At 62.1% G+C, this 21,235-nt stretch carries 14 protein-coding genes; 1 reads left to right on the top strand and 13 read right to left on the bottom strand.

What is annotated here, in order from left to right; translation table 11 throughout:
• Positions 1-63: 63 nt before the first annotated feature.
• The 4 genes from putA to hemE form a co-directional block, all read right to left on the bottom strand.
• Positions 64-3,993 (bottom strand): trifunctional transcriptional regulator/proline dehydrogenase/L-glutamate gamma-semialdehyde dehydrogenase, encoded by a 3,930-nt coding sequence (gene putA / locus AC57B1_RS11595; RefSeq protein WP_408344045.1) that lies wholly within the window; start codon positions 3,991-3,993, stop codon positions 64-66.
• 847 nt (positions 3,994-4,840) lie between these two features.
• Positions 4,841-6,262, bottom strand: coding sequence for a YeiH family protein (locus tag AC57B1_RS11590; protein ID WP_408344042.1), 1,422 nt, complete (start codon positions 6,260-6,262; stop codon positions 4,841-4,843).
• Between the two features lie 171 nt (positions 6,263-6,433).
• Complete coding sequence (locus AC57B1_RS11585) at positions 6,434-8,680, bottom strand: primosomal protein N' (protein ID WP_496417629.1); 2,247 nt, start codon at positions 8,678-8,680, stop codon at positions 6,434-6,436.
• Between the two features lie 464 nt (positions 8,681-9,144).
• Positions 9,145-10,245: a uroporphyrinogen decarboxylase gene (hemE, locus tag AC57B1_RS11580; RefSeq protein WP_091797873.1), complete on the bottom strand. Its 1,101-nt coding sequence runs from the start codon at positions 10,243-10,245 to the stop codon at positions 9,145-9,147.
• Positions 10,246-10,463: 218 nt separating this feature from the next.
• On the opposite strand from hemE, the gene AC57B1_RS11575 reads away from it, so the two are divergent.
• Positions 10,464-11,261 carry a transporter substrate-binding domain-containing protein gene (locus tag AC57B1_RS11575; RefSeq protein WP_496417565.1) on the top strand — a complete coding sequence of 266 codons (798 nt, stop codon included), beginning with the start codon at positions 10,464-10,466 and terminating at the stop codon, positions 11,259-11,261.
• Between the two features lie 879 nt (positions 11,262-12,140).
• On the opposite strand, the gene AC57B1_RS11570 is transcribed toward AC57B1_RS11575, so the two are convergent.
• The 9 genes from AC57B1_RS11570 to atpB form a co-directional block, all read right to left on the bottom strand.
• Complete coding sequence (locus AC57B1_RS11570) at positions 12,141-13,871, bottom strand: AMP-binding protein (RefSeq protein ID WP_496417564.1); 1,731 nt, start codon at positions 13,869-13,871, stop codon at positions 12,141-12,143.
• 233 nt (positions 13,872-14,104) lie between these two features.
• On the bottom strand, positions 14,105-14,530 hold the full coding sequence (locus AC57B1_RS11565) for a F0F1 ATP synthase subunit epsilon (RefSeq protein WP_007180027.1): 426 nt from the start codon (positions 14,528-14,530) through the stop codon (positions 14,105-14,107).
• Between the two features lie 208 nt (positions 14,531-14,738).
• Positions 14,739-16,133, bottom strand: coding sequence for a F0F1 ATP synthase subunit beta (gene atpD / locus AC57B1_RS11560; protein WP_408344030.1), 1,395 nt, complete (start codon positions 16,131-16,133; stop codon positions 14,739-14,741).
• A 115-nt stretch (positions 16,134-16,248) separates the two neighbouring features.
• Positions 16,249-17,133 carry a F0F1 ATP synthase subunit gamma gene (gene atpG, locus AC57B1_RS11555; protein ID WP_011490290.1) on the bottom strand — a complete coding sequence of 295 codons (885 nt, stop codon included), beginning with the start codon at positions 17,131-17,133 and terminating at the stop codon, positions 16,249-16,251.
• A gap of 139 nt (positions 17,134-17,272) precedes the next feature.
• Positions 17,273-18,814 (bottom strand): F0F1 ATP synthase subunit alpha, encoded by a 1,542-nt coding sequence (gene atpA, locus AC57B1_RS11550; protein ID WP_091797860.1) that lies wholly within the window; start codon positions 18,812-18,814, stop codon positions 17,273-17,275.
• Between the two features lie 58 nt (positions 18,815-18,872).
• Complete coding sequence (locus AC57B1_RS11545) at positions 18,873-19,412, bottom strand: F0F1 ATP synthase subunit delta (protein WP_091797857.1); 540 nt, start codon at positions 19,410-19,412, stop codon at positions 18,873-18,875.
• Positions 19,413-19,414: 2 nt separating this feature from the next.
• Positions 19,415-19,885: a F0F1 ATP synthase subunit B gene (locus AC57B1_RS11540; RefSeq protein ID WP_006050845.1), complete on the bottom strand. Its 471-nt coding sequence runs from the start codon at positions 19,883-19,885 to the stop codon at positions 19,415-19,417.
• Positions 19,886-20,023: 138 nt separating this feature from the next.
• Positions 20,024-20,293: a F0F1 ATP synthase subunit C gene (gene atpE / locus AC57B1_RS11535; protein ID WP_007180033.1), complete on the bottom strand. Its 270-nt coding sequence runs from the start codon at positions 20,291-20,293 to the stop codon at positions 20,024-20,026.
• An 82-nt stretch (positions 20,294-20,375) separates the two neighbouring features.
• A complete protein-coding gene (gene atpB / locus AC57B1_RS11530) occupies positions 20,376-21,227 on the bottom strand; it encodes a F0F1 ATP synthase subunit A (RefSeq protein ID WP_091797855.1) in 852 nt (283 codons plus the stop codon).
• Positions 21,228-21,235: the final 8 nt, after the last annotated feature.

Genomic DNA, 21,235 nt, shown 5'->3' with positions numbered 1-21,235 from the left:
GGATGGAGCGGTTTCGGGGTCGCCGTACCGCTTCCGTTTTATTGAGTGATCAGAGAGGTTCGCTCAACCGATCGTCATCAAATTCGCATTACCGCCGGCGGCTGCCGTATTCACGCTGACCGAGCGTTCCGTCAACAGACGCTCGAGCGCGTAGTCCTCATCGCCGCTTTCCAGCGCGCGAGACGCGACGCCCTGCACCGACACGATCGGCCCCGCACGCTTCGCGACTTCCTTCACCAGCGCCAGCAGTTCGTCGCTATCGCCTTCGAACAGCACGGCGTCGAACGGCGTATCCGCGCTCTTCTTCACGCTTGCATGCAACTTCAGCGAGGCGGGCAACTGCGACACCAATTGTTCCCCAGCCGCGCCTTCGAACAACGCGCGATTTCCCGTAGCCAGCGCCGCGGCGAACTGCACGCGCGCACCGCTTGCCGTCGACGCGACACACAGCACCGTGCCGCGCGCGCCGAGCGTGTACGTATTGCGCTCGCCGGTCGGTCCCGACAATACCGCCGTGGCGCCCGCCGGCACATGCGACAGATAGCCGTCGCAGCGCGCGGCCAGTTGCGGCTCGCGTTCGGTAATCAGCCAGTCGCGGTAAGCCGTCAACGCAGCGGACGGATTGTCGCCGTTTTCGGCAGCGCGTGGTACATCCACGATCAACGCCTGTGCGAGCGACTTCGGCAAACCGGCCGGACGCGTGGCGAGGAGGCGCTGCAGATACAGCGCGCCGCCCGCTTTCGGCCCCGTGCCCGACAGACCTTCGCCGCCGAACGGCTGCACGCCGACCACCGCGCCGATCACGTTGCGGTTCACGTAGATGTTGCCCACGTGCGCGCGGCTGATCACATGCGCGATCGTTTCGTCGATCCGAGTATGAATGCCGAGCGTCAGGCCGTAACCGGTCGCGCGGATCTGCTCGAGCAGTTTATCCAGCTGGCTGCGGCGGTAACGCACCACGTGCAGCACCGGACCGAACACCTCACGCTTCAATTCGTCGATGCTGTCGAGCTCGATCAGCGTCGGCGGCACGAAGGTGCCTTGCGCGCAACCGTCCGGCATCGGCAGTTGCTCGACCTTGCGGCCCTTCTCGCGCATCGCCGCGACGTGCGCGTCGATACCGCGCTTCGCGTCGAGGTCGATCACCGGGCCGACGTCGATCGACAGGCGGTCCGGATTGCCCACGGCCAGTTCGCGCATTGCGCCGGTCAGCATCTCCAGCGTGCGGTCCGCAACATCGTCCTGCAGACAAAGAACGCGCAACGCGGAACACCGTTGACCTGCGGAGTCGAACGACGATTGCAGCACGTCCGCCACCACCTGTTCGGCGAGCGCCGACGAGTCGACGATCATCGCGTTCTGGCCGCCCGTTTCGGCGATCAGCGGAATCGGCTTGCCGTCCGGATCGAGTCGGCTCGACAGCGTCTTGTTGATCAGACGCGCGACTTCGGTCGAGCCGGTGAACATCACGGCGCGGGTACGCGGATCGGCCACCAACGCGGCGCCGACCGTTTCGCCGTTGCCCGGCAGCAGTTGCACCGCGCCAGCCGGCACGCCAGCTTCACGCAGAATACGCACGGCTTGCGCGGCGATCAGCGGCGTCTGTTCAGCCGGCTTCGCGAGCACGGTGTTGCCGGCTGCAAGCGCAGCGGCCACCTGGCCCATGAAAATCGCCAGCGGGAAGTTCCACGGGCTGATACACACCACCGGACCGAGCGGACGATGCGTGTCGTTGGAGAACTCGTCGCGAATCTGCGTGGAGTAATAACGCAGGAAGTCGATCGCTTCGCGGATCTCCGCGACAGCGTTGGCCAGCGACTTGCCGGCTTCACGCACCACGAGGCCCATCAGCGTATGCATCTGCGCTTCGAGCAGATCGGCTGCACGTGCGAGGCAATCGGCCCGTGCATCGACCGGCGTGGCTTGCCAGATCGGCGCCGCGGCGACTGCGTGAGCCAAAGCGGCGCTCACGTGCTCCGCCGTTGCTTCGACGACCGTGCCGACGAGGTCGCGATGATCGGCCGGATTGCGCACGTCGCGCGCGAGGCCCACGGCGATCTCGTTGTCTTCGAGCATCGGCGCGGCGCGCCACGGATGATGCGCGCTCGCCAGCAACGCCGACGACAGCGACGCCAGACGATGCTCGTTCGACAGGTCGAGACCCATCGAGTTGAGGCGCTCCGAACCGTACAGATGTCGCGGCAGCGGAATCTTCGCGTGCGGCGCGCCGAGCGGGACGATCTTCGAGGCTTCGTCGACCGGGTCGGCGATCAGGTCCTTGATCGCGACGGTTTCGTCGGCAATACGATTCACGAACGACGTGTTCGCGCCGTTTTCCAGCAGACGGCGCACGAGATAAGCGAGCAGCGTTTCGTGCGTGCCGACCGGCGCGTACACACGGCACGGACGGTTCAGCTTGTCACGGCCGGTGACTTCTTCATACAGCGGTTCGCCCATGCCGTGCAGGCACTGGAACTCGTACTGGCCGGGATAGTAGTTGTTGCCCGCGAGGTGATAGATCGCCGACAGCGTGTGCGCGTTGTGCGTGGCGAACTGCGGATAGACCGCGTCGGGCGCGCTGAGCAGCTTCTTCGCGCAGGCGAGGTACGACACGTCCGTGTAGATCTTGCGCGTGTAGACCGGATAGCCTTCGAGGCCGTCCACTTGCGCGCGCTTGATTTCGGTGTCCCAGTACGCGCCCTTCACGAGGCGCACCATGATGCGGTGACGGCTGCGGCGCGCCAGATCGATCAGGTATTCGATCACGAACGGGCAGCGCTTCTGATACGCCTGCACCACGAAGCCGATGCCGTTCCAGCCGGCCAGCTCCGGATCGAAGCACAGCGCTTCGAGCAGATCGAGCGAGATTTCGAGGCGGTCGGCTTCTTCCGCGTCGATGTTCAGGCCGATGTCGTAGCGGCGCGCGAGGATCGCGAGCGAGCGCACGCGCGGCAGCAGTTCGCTCATCGTGCGTTCCTGCTGCGAACGCGAGTACCGTGCGTGCAGCGCGGAGAGCTTGATCGAGATACCCGGGCCTTCGTAGATGCCACGTCCGCCGGCGGCCTTGCCGATCGCGTGGATCGCCTGTTCGTACGACGCGTAGTAGCGCTGCGCGTCGGCTTCGGTGGTGGCCGCTTCGCCGAGCATGTCGTACGAGTAGCGGAAGCCGCGTGCTTCGTATTTGCGGCTGTTGGCGAGCGCCTCGGAGATGTTCTCGCCCGTGACGAACTGCTCGCCCATCAGGCGCATCGCCATGTCCACGCCCTTGCGGATCAGCGGTTCGCCGCCCTTGCCGATCAAACGCGTGAGCGCCGACGAGAGGCTCGTTTCGCTATTGGTCGTCACCAGCTTGCCGGTGATCATCAGGCCCCAGGTCGCGGCATTGACGAACATCGACGGCGCCTGGCCCATGTGCGATTTCCAGTCGCCCTTGCTGATCTTGTCGCGGATCAGCGCGTCGCGCGTGGCGCGATCGGGAATACGCAGCAGCGCTTCGGCGAGACACATCAGCGCCACGCCTTCCTGGCTCGACAGCGAGAACTCGTGGATCAGACCTTCGACGCCACCGCCCTTGCTCTTGCTGCGCAGCGTTTCCACGAGCTTGCCGGCCATGGCCTGCACGTCGCCCGCGAGGTTGGCCGGCAAACGCGCCTGACCGAGCAGGAACGGCAGGCATTCCGGTTCCGGACGACGGTACGCCGCCGTGATCGCGGCGCGCAGCACCGACTGCGGTTGCACGTTCTGCGCGAAATCGAGGAACGGGTGCGATGCACCGTCTTCCTCGTGCTCGACCGCAGAGCCGTCGGTCAGATCGGCCGAGCCCGCCACGCCCGACAGTTCGGGCGGCAGTTGACCGTGCTCGATCTTTTCGAGGTACGCGAAGATGGCCTGCTTGATGAGCCAGTGCGGAGTGCGTTCGAGACGAGTGGCGGCATCTTTCAGCCGGGAACGCAGGAGGTCGTCGACCTTAACGCCAAGGGTGGTGCTAGCCATGTTTCCTTCTTCGGAGACCAGACGAATGCGCTGGCAAAAAGACTAAAAGTTGGGCGAATCGTACGCCTCCCAATAAAAAGGTGCAACCATCTCAGGCGCGCGGTTGCACCCTGTCGTGAGCCTTATGTGACGGGGGTTTGCGCGCGATGGCGCCGCGCGGGGCGACGGCGGTTGCGATCGGTACTTTCCCTGGCGTGATTCTTTTTGCATTTACCCTTATCAGAACGGGTCGGCGCGCCGTTATACGGAACATAGCGGCGCGCGGCCTCCCTGGGGGCACGCACAAAAAAAACGGTACGGGGTTTTAGAGGACAGGCGAAATGGAAAAATGGCTGGTGGTACTGGGCATCTGGGCAATGTGCGCGACTTGCGCGGTGTTGTTCATCCGCGGTGCGACAAGTGGCCCGGGCAGGCGGGAACCCGCGCAGGAACGAACACCCGCGGCTTCACGCGCATCGGCGGGCGATCCGCGGGCCGCGCTGAACGATTGAATAGGGATGCCTGGCGTGGCATGCCGGGGTGAGCGACACCGGCTTCCGGCCTGCACGGCGGGAAGCCGCGGGTAACACCCGGCTTGGTGCCGCAGCAAAGCGCAGGCGGTATCAGTGCCGCAAAATCGGCTCGAACCGAGGACAGGCGTCGGCGGGCGAAACGAGTTGGTCGTGCAGCCGGCAAAGCCGGCTGTCCGCCACGCTCGCGCCAAATGCCGAACCCAACACCGCGAGACCCGGCATGCTCTGCTCCAGCGATTCCCGACTCTCGGCACGATACCAGCAGCTGGCGCAGCACGGCGCGCACGCATCGTCGCGTGCGTCCGCCGTGCCGGGGATGCGAAGCGCGCCGCTCGTCACGAGCCCTGCCCCAAGCTATTCCAGTACGGTGCGAACACGTGCGCGGACAGCGCGTAGCCGATGGCGATATTGACCACCACGCCTACCGTAAAGGCCAGGAACGGCTTCAGGCCAGTGGCGCTCAGCGAACGCAGGCGCGTGGTCAACCCAATGCTCAGGAAACAGAAGGTGAACGCCCATGTGCGCAACGCGGTGATCGGGGCGACGAATTCGGGCGTCACGACCTTGCGGTAATCGGCCAGCGAGTAGTGGCTGGCGACCCACGTCACCAGTGCCGACGCAATCACGAAGCCGATCACGAACTTCGGAAAGCGCGCCCAGATCTCGCCGGCGTTGGGTTTGGCTTTGACGCCGCTATCTTGCGACTCCCAGCGCGTGCTCGCGACGATTGCGAGCACGAACGCCCAGATACCGATCCAGATATCTCGGCCGACCACTTTCATCAGCGTGAACGCCTGTAGCGACGCCTCCGGCGCACCCGCGATCGCTCCACCCGCGTGTTTGGCGAGGTCGCCATAAGCTTGCGCGGCCGCGATCCCGGCGGCGTCGGCGAATTCGGACGTGCCGATCCATGCGCCGGCGACCGCGGTTGACAATCCGAGCGAGCGGGACGCGAACGGCAACACGAAGATCATCACGATCGCCCACAGCACCACCAGCGTGATCGCCACCGAAGCCTGTTCGCGCTTGGCCCGCACCGCGCCGGCAATCGCGATCGCCGCGGAGACGCCGCACACCGCGCCGCCGACGCCGAGCACGGCCGCAAAACGCCGGTCGAGGCCAAACGCCGTCGCAGCAAAAAAGATCACGAAGAACGTGACGAGCGAGACGATGCTCGCCTGCCCGACCGCCACCGGCCCCGCCCACACCAACAGCGTGAACGGCAATGTCGCGCCGAGCAGCACGATACCGACCTTGATATAAAACTCGACGCGCAAGCCCGCCGAAAACCACTCGGGCAGCGTGAACACGTTCGAGATCAACAGGCCCAGCGCCAGTGCGACGAGCGGTGGTTCGAGGTTGTACTTCGACGCGTTGACCCACGCGCCCAGCGTAAAAATCAGCGCCGATGCGATGAACAGGATCAGGAATGAGCCGAGGAAAGCGCCGACCCGCTGCTTGAGCGCTGCGAGGCTCACGCCGAACAGGAGCGCGAACACGACGAACAGCGCGGCATAGTTCGGCACATGCTTGCCGGCGTCCTGCACGGCCTGCGCGACGCTCGACCATTTAGCCGGCGCGACCGCGAGCCACTTGATGCTGCTGCCGGACGCGAACAGCGCCCACGCAATCACGACCACCAGCAGCCCGACCCAGACCGCCCACCAGTCTTCGGTCGAAAAAAGTCCACCGCCGTGCGTGCTTTGCCGGTTCGCCGGAGCGGCGCCCGTTGGTAGCGTTTGATTGGTATCGCTCATCGCCATGCCCCGAGAGAAGTTGAGGTGCGTCGGCGCCGGAATGTTGGAGTTTTGCCTGAATGTGCGCCGGTTCGGCGAAATATAGGCGAGCGGAGTCGCAAAACGAAACGACCATTCGCTCTATGAATATGACCGAAAGGAGTAACGGCGCCGCCGTGCTGGCGACGTGCCTCAAATGTCGAGCGGATCGACTTCGAGATTCCAGCGCAGCACGCCCTTCATGCCGCGCAGCAGCGGCTGCCAGGCGCGCAAGGTGGCGTGCAACGCGCCACGCGACGCGCTCTCGATCAGCAACTGTGCGCGATGCACGTGCATCACCTTGACGATAGTGAGCGGCACCGCGTCATACACGGTCACGCGTTCTGCAGCGGGAATACCGGCCAGTGCGGCCGCCGCCTGCTGCAGAAAGGCCAGCGCGGCCTCGAGCGTGCGGCCTTCGGCCCGCAGCAACGCCTGATAGACGAACGGCGGCAAGTGCGCATCGCGCCGCTCGGCCAGCGTGGAGTTGGCAAAGCCGACATAGTCGTGGCGGCCCAGCGCGTGGTAGAGCGCGTGGCGCGGATAGCGCGTTTGCACCAGCACTTCGCCGGGCAAACCCGCGCGGCCCGCCCGGCCGCTTACCTGCATCAGTTGTGCGAAAAGCCGCTCGCTCGCGCGGAAGTCGTGGGAAAAGAGCGCGGTGTCGGCGTTCAGCACGCCGACCAGCGACACGCGCTGGAAGTCATGCCCCTTGGCGATCATCTGTGTGCCGACGAGGATGTCGACCTCGCCCGCGTGCACGTCGGAGAACAGCGCCTGTGCGCTGCCTTTGCGGCGCGTGCTGTCGGCATCGATACGTAACACCCGGGCGCCGGGCACCGCGCTCGCCAGTGTTTCTTCGACGCGCTGCGTGCCACGGCCCATCGGTGCGATGTCGACGTTGCCGCACTCGGGGCACGAACGCGGAATGCGCGCTTCCCAGCCGCAGTGGTGGCAGCGTAGCGCGCGCTCGGGTTTATGCAACACGACATACGCGCTGCAACGTGGGCAGCCGGCGACCCAGCCACAGGCATCGCAGGCCAGTTGCGGCGCATAACCGCGGCGGTTCAGGAACACGAGGCTTTGCTCACCGCGTTCGAGCCGCGCTTTCAGCGCGGCAAGCAACGGCCCCGACAACCCTTCCACGGAAGCCCGCCCGCGCCGCCGCTCTTCTTCCAGATCGATCAGCTTCACGGTAGGCAGCACGGCCTCGGCGACCGCGCGGCGCGATAAGGTGAGCCGCTTGTAGCGCCCCTGATCGGCCTGCCACCAGCTTTCCAGCGACGGCGTGGCCGAGCCAAGCACGACCGGCAAACCGAGTTGCTTGGCGCGATAGACGGCCAGATCGCGGGCTGAATAGCGCAAGCCTTCCTGCTGCTTGTACGCCGGGTCGTGCTCTTCATCGACGACGATGATCGCGAGGTTCGGCAGCGAGGCGAGCACCGCCAGCCGGGTGCCGAGTACGATGCGGGCGCGGCCCGTGTGAGCGGCGAACCAGTTGCGAGCGCGCTCGCCTTCTGCGAGACCGCTGTGCAGCGTGACGATCGACGTGCCCTCGAGCGCGGCGAAGCGGGCGCGGAAGGCCGACTCGAATTGCGGCGTCAGATTGATTTCGGGCACGAGAACCAGCGCCTGAGCGTCGGGCTTTGCCGCGAGAATCTCGGCCAACGCGCGCAAATAGACCTCGGTCTTGCCGCTCCCCGTCACACCGTGCAGCAGGAACGGCGCGAAGCCGTTGGCGTCGCGAATCGCTTCGACTGCGGCGGCCTGCTCGTCGGTGAGCGTCGGCAGCGAGGGCGCGGGCGCGTCGGACGACGCTGGAATAGCAAGCGCTGCGGCGGCTTCGATGATGTCGAGCGCCACCCAGCCTTCCGCCTGCCAGGCATCGAGCGTCGCGATCGCTTTGGGATGCAGCGCGCGAGCGTCGGCAGCCAGCAGGAAGTCGGTCCCGGCCAATGTCTGCGCGAGCTTGCGCAACGCGCTCGCCCGCGCAGGCAGTACGTCAGGTAGCGACGCGCGGCCAGCCGGCGTGAGGCTGTAGCGCTCCTGCGGCGCAAACAGGCGCGACCACCGGGAAGCATCTCGCAACGCCTGCGGCAAAGCCGGCAACGCCACTTCGCCAAGACCGCGCTGGTAGTAGTCTGCGGCGAACGCGGCCAACCTCAACCATTCCGACGAGACGGGCGGGCACGCCGTGCACACGCCATTGACTGCGCGCAGGCGGTCGGGCGGGACCTCACTGTGAGTGGTCACTTCGCAGACGAGTCCCACGACATCGCGCTTGCCAAACGGCACGCTCACCAGCATGCCCCGCGCGACCGGCTCGGGCGTGTCGCACCGGTAGTCGAACAGGGTCGGCAGCGGATGATCCAGCGCGACGCGAACGAACACGTCACTCACGCGTAAGCGGAAATCAGAAGCACGGGCGTGACACGACGCCGCATCGTGGTGCCCGTCGAGCATACGGCGCTCCCCCCGAAGTTAAAGTAAAACTTCAATTTCGGCGCTAAGTTTTGGATTCCGCTGAACAATTGCAATCGGCCCGCGTGCCTGTGGATAACTTTGTTGAGAACTTTGCCCGGAACGCCCCGAAAGCACGGCGCAGCGGCCTTCTGTGGGCTTCCGCACATTCTGTATCGCCGCCGTCAAACCCTTGCCAGACAAGGCTTAGATCAAATGCGCCTGCAATGTGCAAGGGTTGCGATGCGACTAAAGCTTCTACCGCGCCGCAGCGTGATGAATGTGCATAAGTCAAGTCTTGACTTTCGCAGGACCGCCATCTGACGGCCCGCCAACCGCAAATTTTCCCTTAGGCCGAGAGCCCAGTTCGCTGCGTTGCAACAAAATTGGTAACGATTACGGCCTCATACCGGTGCATGAGCGCCGCTGCGAATAGCCCGGCTATGGCGATGCACCTCGTCCACCAGTTCGGCGACATTCTCCGGCGGCGTGAACTGCGAAATGCCGTGGCCGAGATTGAACACGTGGCCCGGATGGTTGCCGAAGCTGTCGAGCACGGCGCGCGCTTCCATGCGGATCGTAGCCGGCGGGGCAAACAACACCGAGGGATCGATATTGCCTTGCAGCGCCACCTTCCCGCCCACGCGTTCGCGGGCCTTGCTCAGATTCACGGTCCAGTCCAGGCCGACCGCATCCACGCCGATCTCAGCGATCTCGTCGAGCCATAGGCCGCCGCCCTTCGTGAAGGTGATTACCGGCACCTTTTCGCCGTCGTGGTCGCGCTTCAACTGGCTGACCACCTGCTGGATGTAGTGCAGTGAAAAGCGCTGATACACGCCGTCCGCCAGCGCCCCACCCCACGTGTCGAAAATCATCACGGCTTGCGCGCCAGCTTCGATCTGCGCGTTCAGGTAAGCCGCGACCGAGCGCGCGTTGACGTCGAGAATGCGATGCATCAGGTCCGGACGCGCATACAGCATCGACTTGACCGTACGGAAATCCGCCGAACCGCCGCCTTCCACCATGTAGCACGCGAGCGTCCACGGACTGCCCGAAAAACCGATTAGCGGCACGCGCTGACGTCCCTGCGCGTCTGTGAGCGCGGTGCGGATTTCGCGCACCGCGTCGGTCACGTAGCGCAGCGTGGCGTCGATGTCCGGCACCGCGAGGCGCGCGACATCGTCTTCTGTTCGCACCGGGCGCGCAAACTGAGGGCCCTCGCCCGTCACGAACTCGAGGCCGAGCCCCATGGCGTCGGGCACGGTCAGGATGTCGGAGAACAGGATCGCGGCGTCGAGCGGATAGCGCTCGAGCGGTTGCAGTGTGACTTCCGTCGCGAATGCCGGGTTCTTCGCCAGACCGAGGAAACTGCCCGCGCGACCCCGCGTGGCGTTGTACTCCGGCAGATAGCGGCCGGCTTGCCGCATCAGCCAGATCGGCGTGTAGTCGGTCGGCTGGCGCAGCAGCGCGCGCAGGAAAGTGTCGTTCAGGAGTTTATGGGCCACGTTGCGTACGACTCAGGGCAAAAAGGCATTTTACCGGAGCGGGCTCGCCACATCTCGCTTGATGCGGGCAATAAGTGTTGTGCGCCCCGCTGGCGACGGGTTTTTGCAGGGGGCGGCGGCAGCGCTGCACCTGGCTGAACGGCCAATGTTCAAGCCCGAATTGCCGCGCTATGATCAGACGGACTTACCACACGATTACATACAAACAAGGAGACTCGATGAACAAGGCGACACTCGCGCTGCTCGGCACGCTAACCGGGGTTTTGATGTTCGCGGGTGCGGCTCAGGCCCAGAGCACCGCCGCTGCCGCGGCCCCTTCGCGGCTGGACGAAATCATCGCCCGCGGCACACTGCGCGCCTGTACGACTGGCGACTACAAACCCTACTCGTTCTACAAGGCAGACAGCCAGTTCGAAGGTATCGATATTGACATGACGGAGTCGCTCGCCAAATCACTCGGCGTCAAGGCGGAGTACGTCAAGACGTCGTGGCCAAACCTGATGAACGACTTCGTCGCCAAATGCGACGTAGGCGTAGGCGGTGTATCGCCAACACTTGAGCGCCAGAAGCGCGCGTTTTTTACGCAGGCGTACATGATCGACGGCAAAACGCCGATCGTCCGGTGCGATGACGTCGCCAAATATCAGACGGTCACGCAGATCGACCAGCCTGCTACTCGCGTGATCGTCAACCCGGGCGGCACCAACGAGCGCTTCGCGAAGCAGTATTTCCCGCACGCCAATCTGACCGTCTATCCGGACAACGTGACGATCTTCAAGCAGATCCTCGCCGGCAAAGCCGATGTCATGGTGACCGACGCGTCTGAAACGCTGCTGCAGCAAAAGCTGAATCCGGGCCTTTGCTCAGTGCATCCGGATAAGCCCTTCCAATACGGAGAAAAGGCCTGGCTGCTGCCGCGTGGAGATGTGGCATTCCAGGAGTATGTCGACCAATGGCTGCACCTCGCTCGGGCAACCGGCGAATATCAGGCCATTTCGGACAAGTGGCTGAAGTAGCAAGCCGCTTTGCCTCGACCGCCCGCGTTTCGCTCCCACAGTGAAACGGGCGGCGGTCGGAAAATGCTGACCGATTTCGCTCACGCGTCGAATCATGTAACGGTGACGGGCTGACGTTAAGTAAAAGCGGAACAATTACCCCGGTTCGGCGGCGGACGAACCATCCCTCTGCACGTTGAACGTCTATCCTTCGATATGCTGCGACACAACAAAGCCACGACGTTTGACTTGCTAAGATTTTTCCCGCGGTGGCAGACCTGTAACACAGGCGATTCTTCGCCCCAAAAGATGACCATGCAACCATTTCATGCGGAATCGACTGAACGGAATACGCCGCAATATGCTTCGCGAATCGCATTAATCATGCGTATGAAATTGCGAGCGAGTCATCGGTAAATATTACGTTTCAAACAATTCTTTTTGGCAATATGTCCCGCAGCGCCTTATCTGGCGGGCGTTACAACCTGAAACACTTTGTTACCGCGCTCATAGGGTAATTCGCCCACAATGCCCTCAACGGTTTCAACACGGATGTGGCTGGGTGCGTGGTGTGAGCGGATACGATGCACTTGCCGGTCGGCGCATGCCGAAGCCCTGTGAAGGGGCATCCCTGCTGGGGCCGTAGTCGACGCAGGGTCGTCGTCTCAGTCGGTTCCTTCTTTGGTCTCCTCGCGCTAACCCCGTAGCGTGTGGTTTTTAGCGGGCTCCAGGCCCGCTTTTTTTTCGCCTAGCCAAACGTTTGCGCAGTGCAGTAAGGCGCTTTTTAGAGGGTGTTAGCGGCTGTTTTGCGACTCTTGCGCCGGGCAAACGGTTGGTTTTCTGTTCTTCAATAACTGGTCCGTCGCGCCCTTACTTCGCGCGCGGACCGGCCATTGACCGTCACGCTGTCTTGTCTTCCCGCAGCTTCAATTCGCTAATCATCCGTTCGCGCATGATGAACTTCTGAACCTTCCCGGTCACCGTCATGGGCAGTTCGTCGACGAAACGGATGTATTTCGGCACCTTGTAGTGCGCGATCTGACCTTGGCAGAACTGCTGGATCTCCTCCGCGGTAGCCTGCTCGCCCGAGCGCAATACGACCCACGCGCAAACCTCTTCGCCATACTTCGAGTCGGGCACGCCGAACACCTGCACGCTCTGAATCTTCGGGTGGCGGAACAGAAACTCCTCGATCTCGCGCGGGTAGATGTTCTCGCCACCGCGAATTAGCATGTCCTTCAGGCGCCCGACGATATTGCAGTAGCCTTCAGCATCGAGCGTCGCCAGATCGCCGGTGTGCATCCAGCCGTCGACAATGCTTTCGCGCGTCTTCGTCTCGTCGTCCCAGTAGCCTTGCATCACCGAATATCCGCGAGTGCACAGCTCGCCGGTTTCGCCCACTGGCACGATGTTCCCGAGGGGATCGACGATCTTCACTTCCAGATGCGGCTGGATGCGGCCCACTGTGGTCGTGCGCTTGTCGAGCGGGTCGGTGGTCGAACTCTGGAACGAGACCGGGCTGGTTTCAGTCATGCCGTAGGCGATGGTGATCTCTGCCAGATGCATCCTGGAGACCACCTTCTTCATGGTCTCGATCGGGCACGGCGAGCCCGCCATGATGCCGGTGCGCAGGCGCGACAGGTCGTAGGTGGCGAAGTCAGGGTGATCGAGTTCTGCGATGAACATGGTCGGCACGCCGTGCAGCGCGGTGCACTGCTCCTCCGCGACCGCGGCTAGCGTTGCCGCCGGGTCGAATCCCTCGCCGGGAAACACCATATTGGCGCCGACCGATACGCACGCCAGCACCGACAGGACCATGCCGAAACAGTGATACAACGGCACCGGGATGCATAAGCCATCTTGTTCGGTCAGCCGCATCGCCATCGCGATGTAGCGCGCGTTGTTGACCACGTTGCGATGGGTGAGCGTCGCGCCCTTCGGATTGCCTGTCGTGCCGCTGGTGAACTGAATGTTGATCGGCTCGTGGCACGTAAGCGTGGCGCCGATGGCGTCCAGTTTTGGAACGTCCAGCGCCGCTCGACCTTGTTCGATCACACCGGAAAAGCTCAACATACCCGGCGTTTCGGTATCGCACATGCGAATCACGTAGCGCAGTTCGGGCAACCTCGACGCATGTAATTCGCCCGGCGCTTGCGTGGCCAGTTCGGGCGCGAGTTCCTGCAACATCTCCAGATACATGGACGTCTTGAAGCGCTCCGCCGCAATGATCGCCTTGCATCCGACCTTGTTCAGCGCATATTCGAGCTCCGCGAGCCGGTATGCCGGATTGATATTGACCAGCACGGCGCCGATGCGCGCGGTCGCAAACTGGGTAAGCAACCATTCCACCCGATTCGGCGACCAGATGCCCACCCGGTCGCCTTTCACGATGCCGAGCGCGAGCAAACCGGCCGCCAACACGTCGACTTCTTCAGCGAACTCCTTCCATGTCCAGCGAATACGCTGCTCGCGAAACACCACGGCTGGACGATCCGGAAAGCGCTCCGCCGTATCGCGCAGAAACTGTCCAACTGTCGCGTCGCTCAACGGGATGTCGGTCGGACCGCGGACGTAAGACAGTCCGTCTTTGGGTTCGATGAGTGCACCTTCGCCTGACACGTGCGTTGCCATGGTGTTGTCTCCGTGAACTGAGCTGAAGCTCGCTTATTGAAATGAATTTGAAATCGATTGTGCCATCGGCATGTGTCCGTCAGGCATCAAGTGTTACCCGCAGCGCATCACCGTCTATTAAAGCGTGGCATCCATCGATGCTCGAACACAATTCTGCTGACCTTTCCGTAAACGTCAACTAAAGGTCAAAAAAAAGCAGCCAAGAAGGCTGCTTTCTCTCTGATACGTGTTGCTTAGTGCTGACCGCGCAGCTTGCGCAGACGCTGAATCGCAGCGAGCTGAGCCGTCGCATACGCCAATTCCGCTTGCGCGGTCGCGTATTCGAGGTTCGAACCCGTGTTCTGCAGCGCTTCTTCCGCGCGCTTGCGTGCATCTTCAGCCTTGGCTTCGTCGAGATCCTTGCCGCGGATCGCCGTGTCGGCGAGGACCGTCACAGCGCCTGGCTGGATTTCGAGAATGCCGCCGGCGACGAAGACAAACTCTTCCTCGCCATTTTCAGCTTCGATTCGCACCGCACCCGGACGAATCCGCGTGATGAGCGGCGTGTGCCCCGGCAGAATGCCGAGTTCACCCGCTTCGCCCGGCAGCGCGACGAACTTCGCCTGGCCCGAGAAGATCTGCTCTTCCGCGCTGACGACGTCTACCTTGATTGTTGCCATAAGTGTCGACTCCTGTGACGACCAGAGTTGGCGCTTAAGCGCTTACTCGGGTCCCCTGCAAAGCTTGACGAGAGCGAACGCTTTAGCGCTTACTCTCGTCCCATGCAAGGCTGGGTTGAGCGTATTAAGAGGCGCCGGCTTTGCGAACCGATACGTTAATGGTATCCGTTCCGCGCGAGACCGGCGCCCGCTTCGTTACACCCGACCTTTACTGGATCTTCTTGGCCTTTTCGAAGGCTTCGTCGATCGTGCCGACCATGTAGAACGCCTGTTCCGGCAGGTGGTCGCATTCGCCTTCAACGATCATCTTGAAGCCACGGATCGTCTCCTTCAGCGGCACGTACTTGCCCGGCGAGCCCGTGAACACTTCAGCGACGTGGAACGGCTGCGACAGGAAACGCTGGATTTTACGAGCGCGCGCCACGGCGAGCTTGTCTTCCGGCGCCAGTTCGTCCATGCCCAGAATCGCGATAATGTCGCGCAGTTCCTTGTAGCGCTGCAGCGTTTGCTGCACGCCGCGCGTGATCGAGTAGTGCTCTTCACCGATCACGTTCGGGTCGATCTGACGCGAGGTCGAATCGAGCGGGTCGACTGCCGGGTAGATACCCAGCGAAGCGATGTCACGCGACAACACAACGGTTGCGTCCAAGTGGCCGAAAGTCGTAGCCGGCGACGGGTCGGTCAAGTCATCAGCAGGGACGTACACGGCCTGAACCGACGTGATCGAGCCGGTCTTGGTCGACGTAATACGCTCTTGCAGCTTACCCATTTCTTCAGCCAGCGTCGGCTGATAGCCCACTGCCGACGGCATACGGCCGAGCAGTGCCGACACTTCCGTGCCTGCCAGCGTGAAACGGTAGATGTTGTCCACGAAGAACAGCACGTCGAGACCTTCGTCACGGAAGTGCTCAGCCATCGTCAGACCGGTCAGCGCGACGCGCAGACGGTTGCCCGGCGGCTCGTTCATCTGGCCGTACACCAGCGCGACCTTGTCGAGGACGTTCGAGTCCTTCATTTCGTGATAGAAGTCGTTCCCTTCACGGGTACGCTCGCCAACACCCGCGAACACGGAGTAACCACCGTGTTCCTTCGCGATGTTGTTGATCAGTTCCATCATGTTCACGGTCTTGCCCACGCCGGCGCCACCGAACAGACCAACCTTACCGCCCTTTGCGAACGGGCAGATCAGGTCGATAACCTTGATGCCGGTTTCGAGCAGTTCCGTCGACGGCGAAAGTTCGTCGAACGCCGGAGCCTTCTGGTGAATGCCACGAACCACGTCCGAGTTGATCGGGCCGGCTTCGTCGATCGGGCGACCCAGCACGTCCATGATCCGGCCGAGGGTCGGCTTGCCGACCGGCACGCTGATAGGGTTGCCGGTATTCTTCACGACCGTACCGCGGCGCAGACCGTCCGATGCACCCAGACAGATGGTACGGACGACGCCGTCGCCCAGCTGTTGCTGGACTTCGAGGGTCAGTTCCGAACCTTCGAGAATGAGCGCGTCGTAAATCTTCGGCATGTGGTCACGCGGGAATTCCACGTCGATCACCGCGCCGATGCACTGTACGATCTTGCCTTCTACCAAAGCAGTAGTACTCATCGCTTTTCCTTTAGATACTCAATTCTTCACTCGCGCAAAGGCGCAATTTCGATGGGGCCGCCCAAGTGGGTGCGCCACGAAGGCGCACACGAAGCGGCGTGTTTGACCGTTAAGGTCAGACTGCCGCCGCGCCACCGACGATTTCCGACAGTTCTTTCGTGATCGCGGCCTGACGGCTCTTGTTGTACACGAGCTGCAGTTCGTTGATGACCGTCTTCGCGTTGTCCGAAGCGGCCTTCATTGCGACCATTCGTGCCGACTGTTCCGATGCCATGTTTTCCGCGACGGCCTGATAGACCAGCGCTTCGACATAACGCACCAGCAGTTCGTCCACCACTGCCTGCGCGTCCGGCTCGTAGATGTAGTCCCACTGCGTGCTCGGCGTCGTGCCGTCTTCTTCCTTGCGCTCGAACTGGTCTGCCGACAGCGGCAGCAGTTGCTCGATCACCGGCTCCTGCTTCATCGTATTGACGAAGCGCGTGTACGCCAAGTACACCGCCGAAACCTTGCCTTCCGAGTACAGGTCGAGCTGCACCTTCACCGCGCCGATCAGCTTTTCCAGATGCGGCGTGTCGCCCAGATGCACGACATTCGACACCACCTTGGCGCGCAGACGGTTCAGGAAACCCAGACCCTTGGTGCCGATCGCAGTTGCTTCGATCGTCTTGCCCTGGCCTTCCAGTTCCTTGAACTTCTGCAGCGACGCGCGCAGCACGTTGGTGTTCATGCCGCCGCACAAACCTTTATCGGTCGTGACGAGGATGATGCCGGCCGTCTTCGCGCCTTCGTTCGACACCATGAACGGGTGACGATACTCCGGGTTCGCACGGCTCATGTGTGCAGCGATATCGCGGACCTTGTCAGCATACGGGCGAGCAGCGCGCATACGCTCTTGAGCGCGGCGCATCTTCGATGCGGCCACCATCTCCATCGCTTTCGTGATCTTGCGCGTGTTTTGCACGCTCTTGATCTTGCCGCGAATTTCCTTCATTCCAGCCATTGCTTGCTCCTTGTCGGCCCGAGTTGCCGCTTTAGCGGTTACTCGGGTCCCATGCAAAGCGATCGAAGCAGCACGGGTTCAGTTTCCTGCGGCCCGCGCCGCTTCAAGGTCCGTTTATGCCTTGCGGGTCACTCGCGGATCAATAAGCGCCGGACTTCTTGAAGTCTTTGAGGGCCGTGTGCAGCAGGCCTTCGTCGTCCTTCGAGAGTTCCTTGGTATCTTCGACGCGCTTGATCAGGTCAGCGTGCTTCGACTTCAGGTAGTCGCGCAGGCCCTTTTCGAACGGCAGCACTTGCGAAACTTCCAGATCGTCGAGGTAACCGTTGTTCGCTGCGAACAGCGCGACAGCCAGCTCCCACACTTGCAGCGGCTGATATTGCGGCTGCTTCAGCAGTTCCGTCACGCGGCGGCCACGTTCCAGCTGCTTGCGGGTTGCTTCGTCGAGATCCGACGCGAACTGCGCGAACGCAGCCAATTCACGGTACTGCGCGAGGTCGGTACGGATACCGCCCGACAGCTTTTTCACGACCTTCGTTTGAGCCGCACCACCGACGCGCGACACCGACACGCCGGCGTTAATTGCCGGGCGGATACCTGCGTTGAAGAGGTCGGTTTCCAGGAAGATCTGGCCGTCGGTAATCGAGATCACGTTCGTCGGAACGAATGCGGTCACGTCGCCTGCTTGCGTTTCAATGACCGGCAGTGCCGTCAGCGAACCGCTCTTGCCCTTCACTTCACCGTTCGTGAACTTCTCGACGTAGTCTTCCGACACGCGAGCCGCACGCTCCAGGAGACGGGAGTGCAGATAGAACACGTCACCCGGGTATGCTTCACGGCCCGGCGGACGGCGCAGCAGCAGCGAGATCTGACGGTATGCCCAAGCTTGCTTGGTCAAGTCGTCATAAACGATCAGCGCGTCTTGACCGCGGTCGCGGAAGTATTCGCCCATCGTGCAGCCGGCGTATGGTGCCAGGTACTGCATGGCAGCCGATTCCGAAGCCGAAGCGGCCACGACAATCGTGTATTCCAGCGCGCCGGTTTCTTCCAGCTTGCGCACCACGTTCATGATCGACGAAGCCTTCTGGCCGATCGCGACGTAGATACAGAAAAGGTTCTTACCCTTCTGGTTGATGATCGTGTCGACTGCGACTGCGGTCTTGCCGCACTGGCGGTCGCCGATGATCAGCTCACGCTGGCCACGGCCAACCGGCACCATCGCGTCGATCGACTTCAGGCCGGTTTGGACCGGTTCCGAAACCGACTTACGCCAGATCACGCCCGGAGCAATCTTTTCGATTGCGTCGGTCTTCTTCGCGTTGATCGGGCCCTTGCCGTCGATCGGGTTGCCGAGCGCGTCGACCACGCGGCCGAGCAGTTCCGGACCCACCGGCACTTCCAGAATACGGCCCGTCGTCTTGACGACGTCGCCTTCCGAAATGTGTTCGTACTCACCCAGAATCACGGCGCCGACCGAGTCGCGCTCGAGGTTCAGTGCGAGACCGAAGGTGTTGCCCGGAAATTCGAGCATTTCGCCCTGCATCACTTCCGACAGGCCGTGGATGCGCACGATACCGTCGGTCACGGAGATCACAGTGCCCTGGTTGCGAACGTCTGCGCTCGCTTCAAGGCCCTGGATCCGGCTCTTGATCAGCTCGCTGATCTCAGAGGGATTGAGTTGCATTATTCGCTCCTGATAGTCAATTCTGTTGCGTGCCAGCCGCTTCAGCGCCTTGGGCGCTTCAGGCCGTCAGAGCCGTCTGCATGCTGGCAAGCCGCGCGCGGACCGAGGTATCGAGCACTTCGTCGCCGACCGTCACGCGCACGCCGCCGATCAACGACGAGTCGACTTCGATCGTCGGCTTCAGCTTGCGTTTGAACTTGCGTTCGAGACTTGCGACGAGGTCATTCAACTGCGCGCCTTCGAGCGGGAATGCGCTGACGATCAGCACATCGGCCGCCCCTTCGCGGGCGTTCTTCAACTCTTCGAACTGCACGGCGATTTCCGGCAGCAATTGCAGGCGATGGTTGTCCACCAGCATTTGCACCAGATTCTTCGCTTGTGCGTTGTCCTTGAGCGGCGACTTGACCGCGGTGAGCAGCAGTTCGCTGACCTGGGCGCGGCTTACTTTCGGGCTCGAGGCGATCGACAGCACTTCGGGCAGACGCGCAACCTGTGCCAGCTCCTGCACGAGCGTGGACCAGGCGGCGATGTCACCAGCTTCGGCCACGCCAAACAGCGCTTCTGCGTACGGACGGGCGATGGTTGCAAGTTCGGCCATGATCAGAGCTCGGCTTTCAGTTGATTCAGCAGGTCAGCGTGAGCTGCCTGGTCGACTTCGCGCTTCAGGATCTGTTCAGCGCCCTTCACGGCGAGTGCAGCAACTTCGCCGCGCAGCGTTTCGCGCGCTTTCACGACTTGCTGTTCCGCGTCGGCCTTCGCTTGCGCGATGATGCGAGCGGCTTCAGCTTGTGCTTGAGCCTTGATTTCGTCAGCGACTGCCACAGCGCGCTTTTCTGCGTCAGCAATACGTTGCTGACCGTCGTTGCGTGCCTGAGCGAGTTCCTGGTCGACGCGCTTGTGAGCGGCTTCGAGTTCTGCCTTGCCCTTTTCAGCAGCCGACAAACCGTCAGCAATCTTCTTCGAGCGCTCGTCGAGGGCGTTGATCAGCGGCGGCCACACGAACTTCATCGTGAACCACGCGAGGATCAGGAACACGACCATTTGCGCAAACAGGGTTGCGTTGAGATTCACGGTGTTTCCTTAAACGTTGCTAGTTCGGAAAGTGAAACGGCAAGGCGCTCATCGATTCTGTATTCGATCAGCGCCCGAGTGCCCGTTCCGCCCTGCGCCCTCACTAGTTATAGCTCAGGCGCAAACTTCCGAGGAACCTCAGCCTGCCAGCTTCGACAGCAGCGGGTTCGCGAACGCAAACAGCATTGCCACACCAACGCCAATCAGGAACGCCGCATCGATCAGACCAGCCAGCAGGAACATCTTGGTTTGCAGCGGGTTCATCAGTTCAGGCTGACGTGCACATGCTTCGATGTACTTGCCGCCCATCAGGCCGATACCGATACAGGCGCCGATTGCACCCAGGCCGATGATGATGCCGATACCGATGGCGGTCAGACCCTGGATGTTGGCGATGAAAGCTTGCATGATCACTCCTTTGTGAAAAGTCTTTTAGAACTGGTTGGAACTGGGATTTAAAAAACGATGAATCTTTTGTCGACGGCGCAGGTTAGTGCGTGTCGTGTGCCTGGCCGATGTACACCAGCGTCAGCATCATGAAAATGAACGCCTGCAGCAGAACGATCAGGATGTGGAAAATTGCCCACACGCTGCCGGCGATCACGTGGCCGATGAAGCCAAGCACCGTCGTGTCCGCGCCGAAGCTCCAGATGCTGCCGAGCAGGGCAATCAGCAGGAACAACAGTTCGCCCGCGTACATGTTGCCGAACAGCCGCATGCCGAGCGAGACCGTCTTCGCGACGAACTCGATGATGTTCAGTGCAAGGTTCGGGATCCACAGCAACGGATGTGCGCCGAACGGAGCAGACAGCAGTTCATGCACGAATCCGCCGGCGCCCTTGATCTTGAAGTTGTAGTAAATCATCAGCGCGAACACACCGAGTGCGATGCCGAGCGTGCCGTTCAGGTCGGCGGTCGGCACGATGCGATGATGCGGGATGACTTCGGAAAGACCCAGCCAGCCAATCACGTGGCCCGGCAGGTCGACAGGGATAAAGTCGAGCGAGTTCATCAGCGCGACCCAGACGAACACGGTCAGGGCCAACGGTGCGATGAAGGTGCGCGTGCCGTGGATCATCGACTTCGATTGATCCTCGACCATTTCCACCAGCATTTCGATCGCGCACTGGAAACGGCCCGGCACGCCGGACGTTGCCTTGCGGGCAGCGAGATGCAGGATGAAGATCGTGGCCAGACCGCAAACGATCGACCAGAAAAGGGTGTCCAGATTCCACACGTGAATGTCGAAAATCGACGTCTGGTGCGCGGTGGAAAAGTTCTGCAAGTGGTGCGCGATGTACTCGGACGGATCCATTGCGCGCGTGCCTTCGCTAGCTGCCATATCGTTAA

This window comes from Paraburkholderia sp. BGA-UO-ETr-F21 (assembly GCF_059567925.1).
Note: the sequence above shows the minus strand (reverse complement) of the source record. Positions and strands in the feature narration are given on the sequence as shown.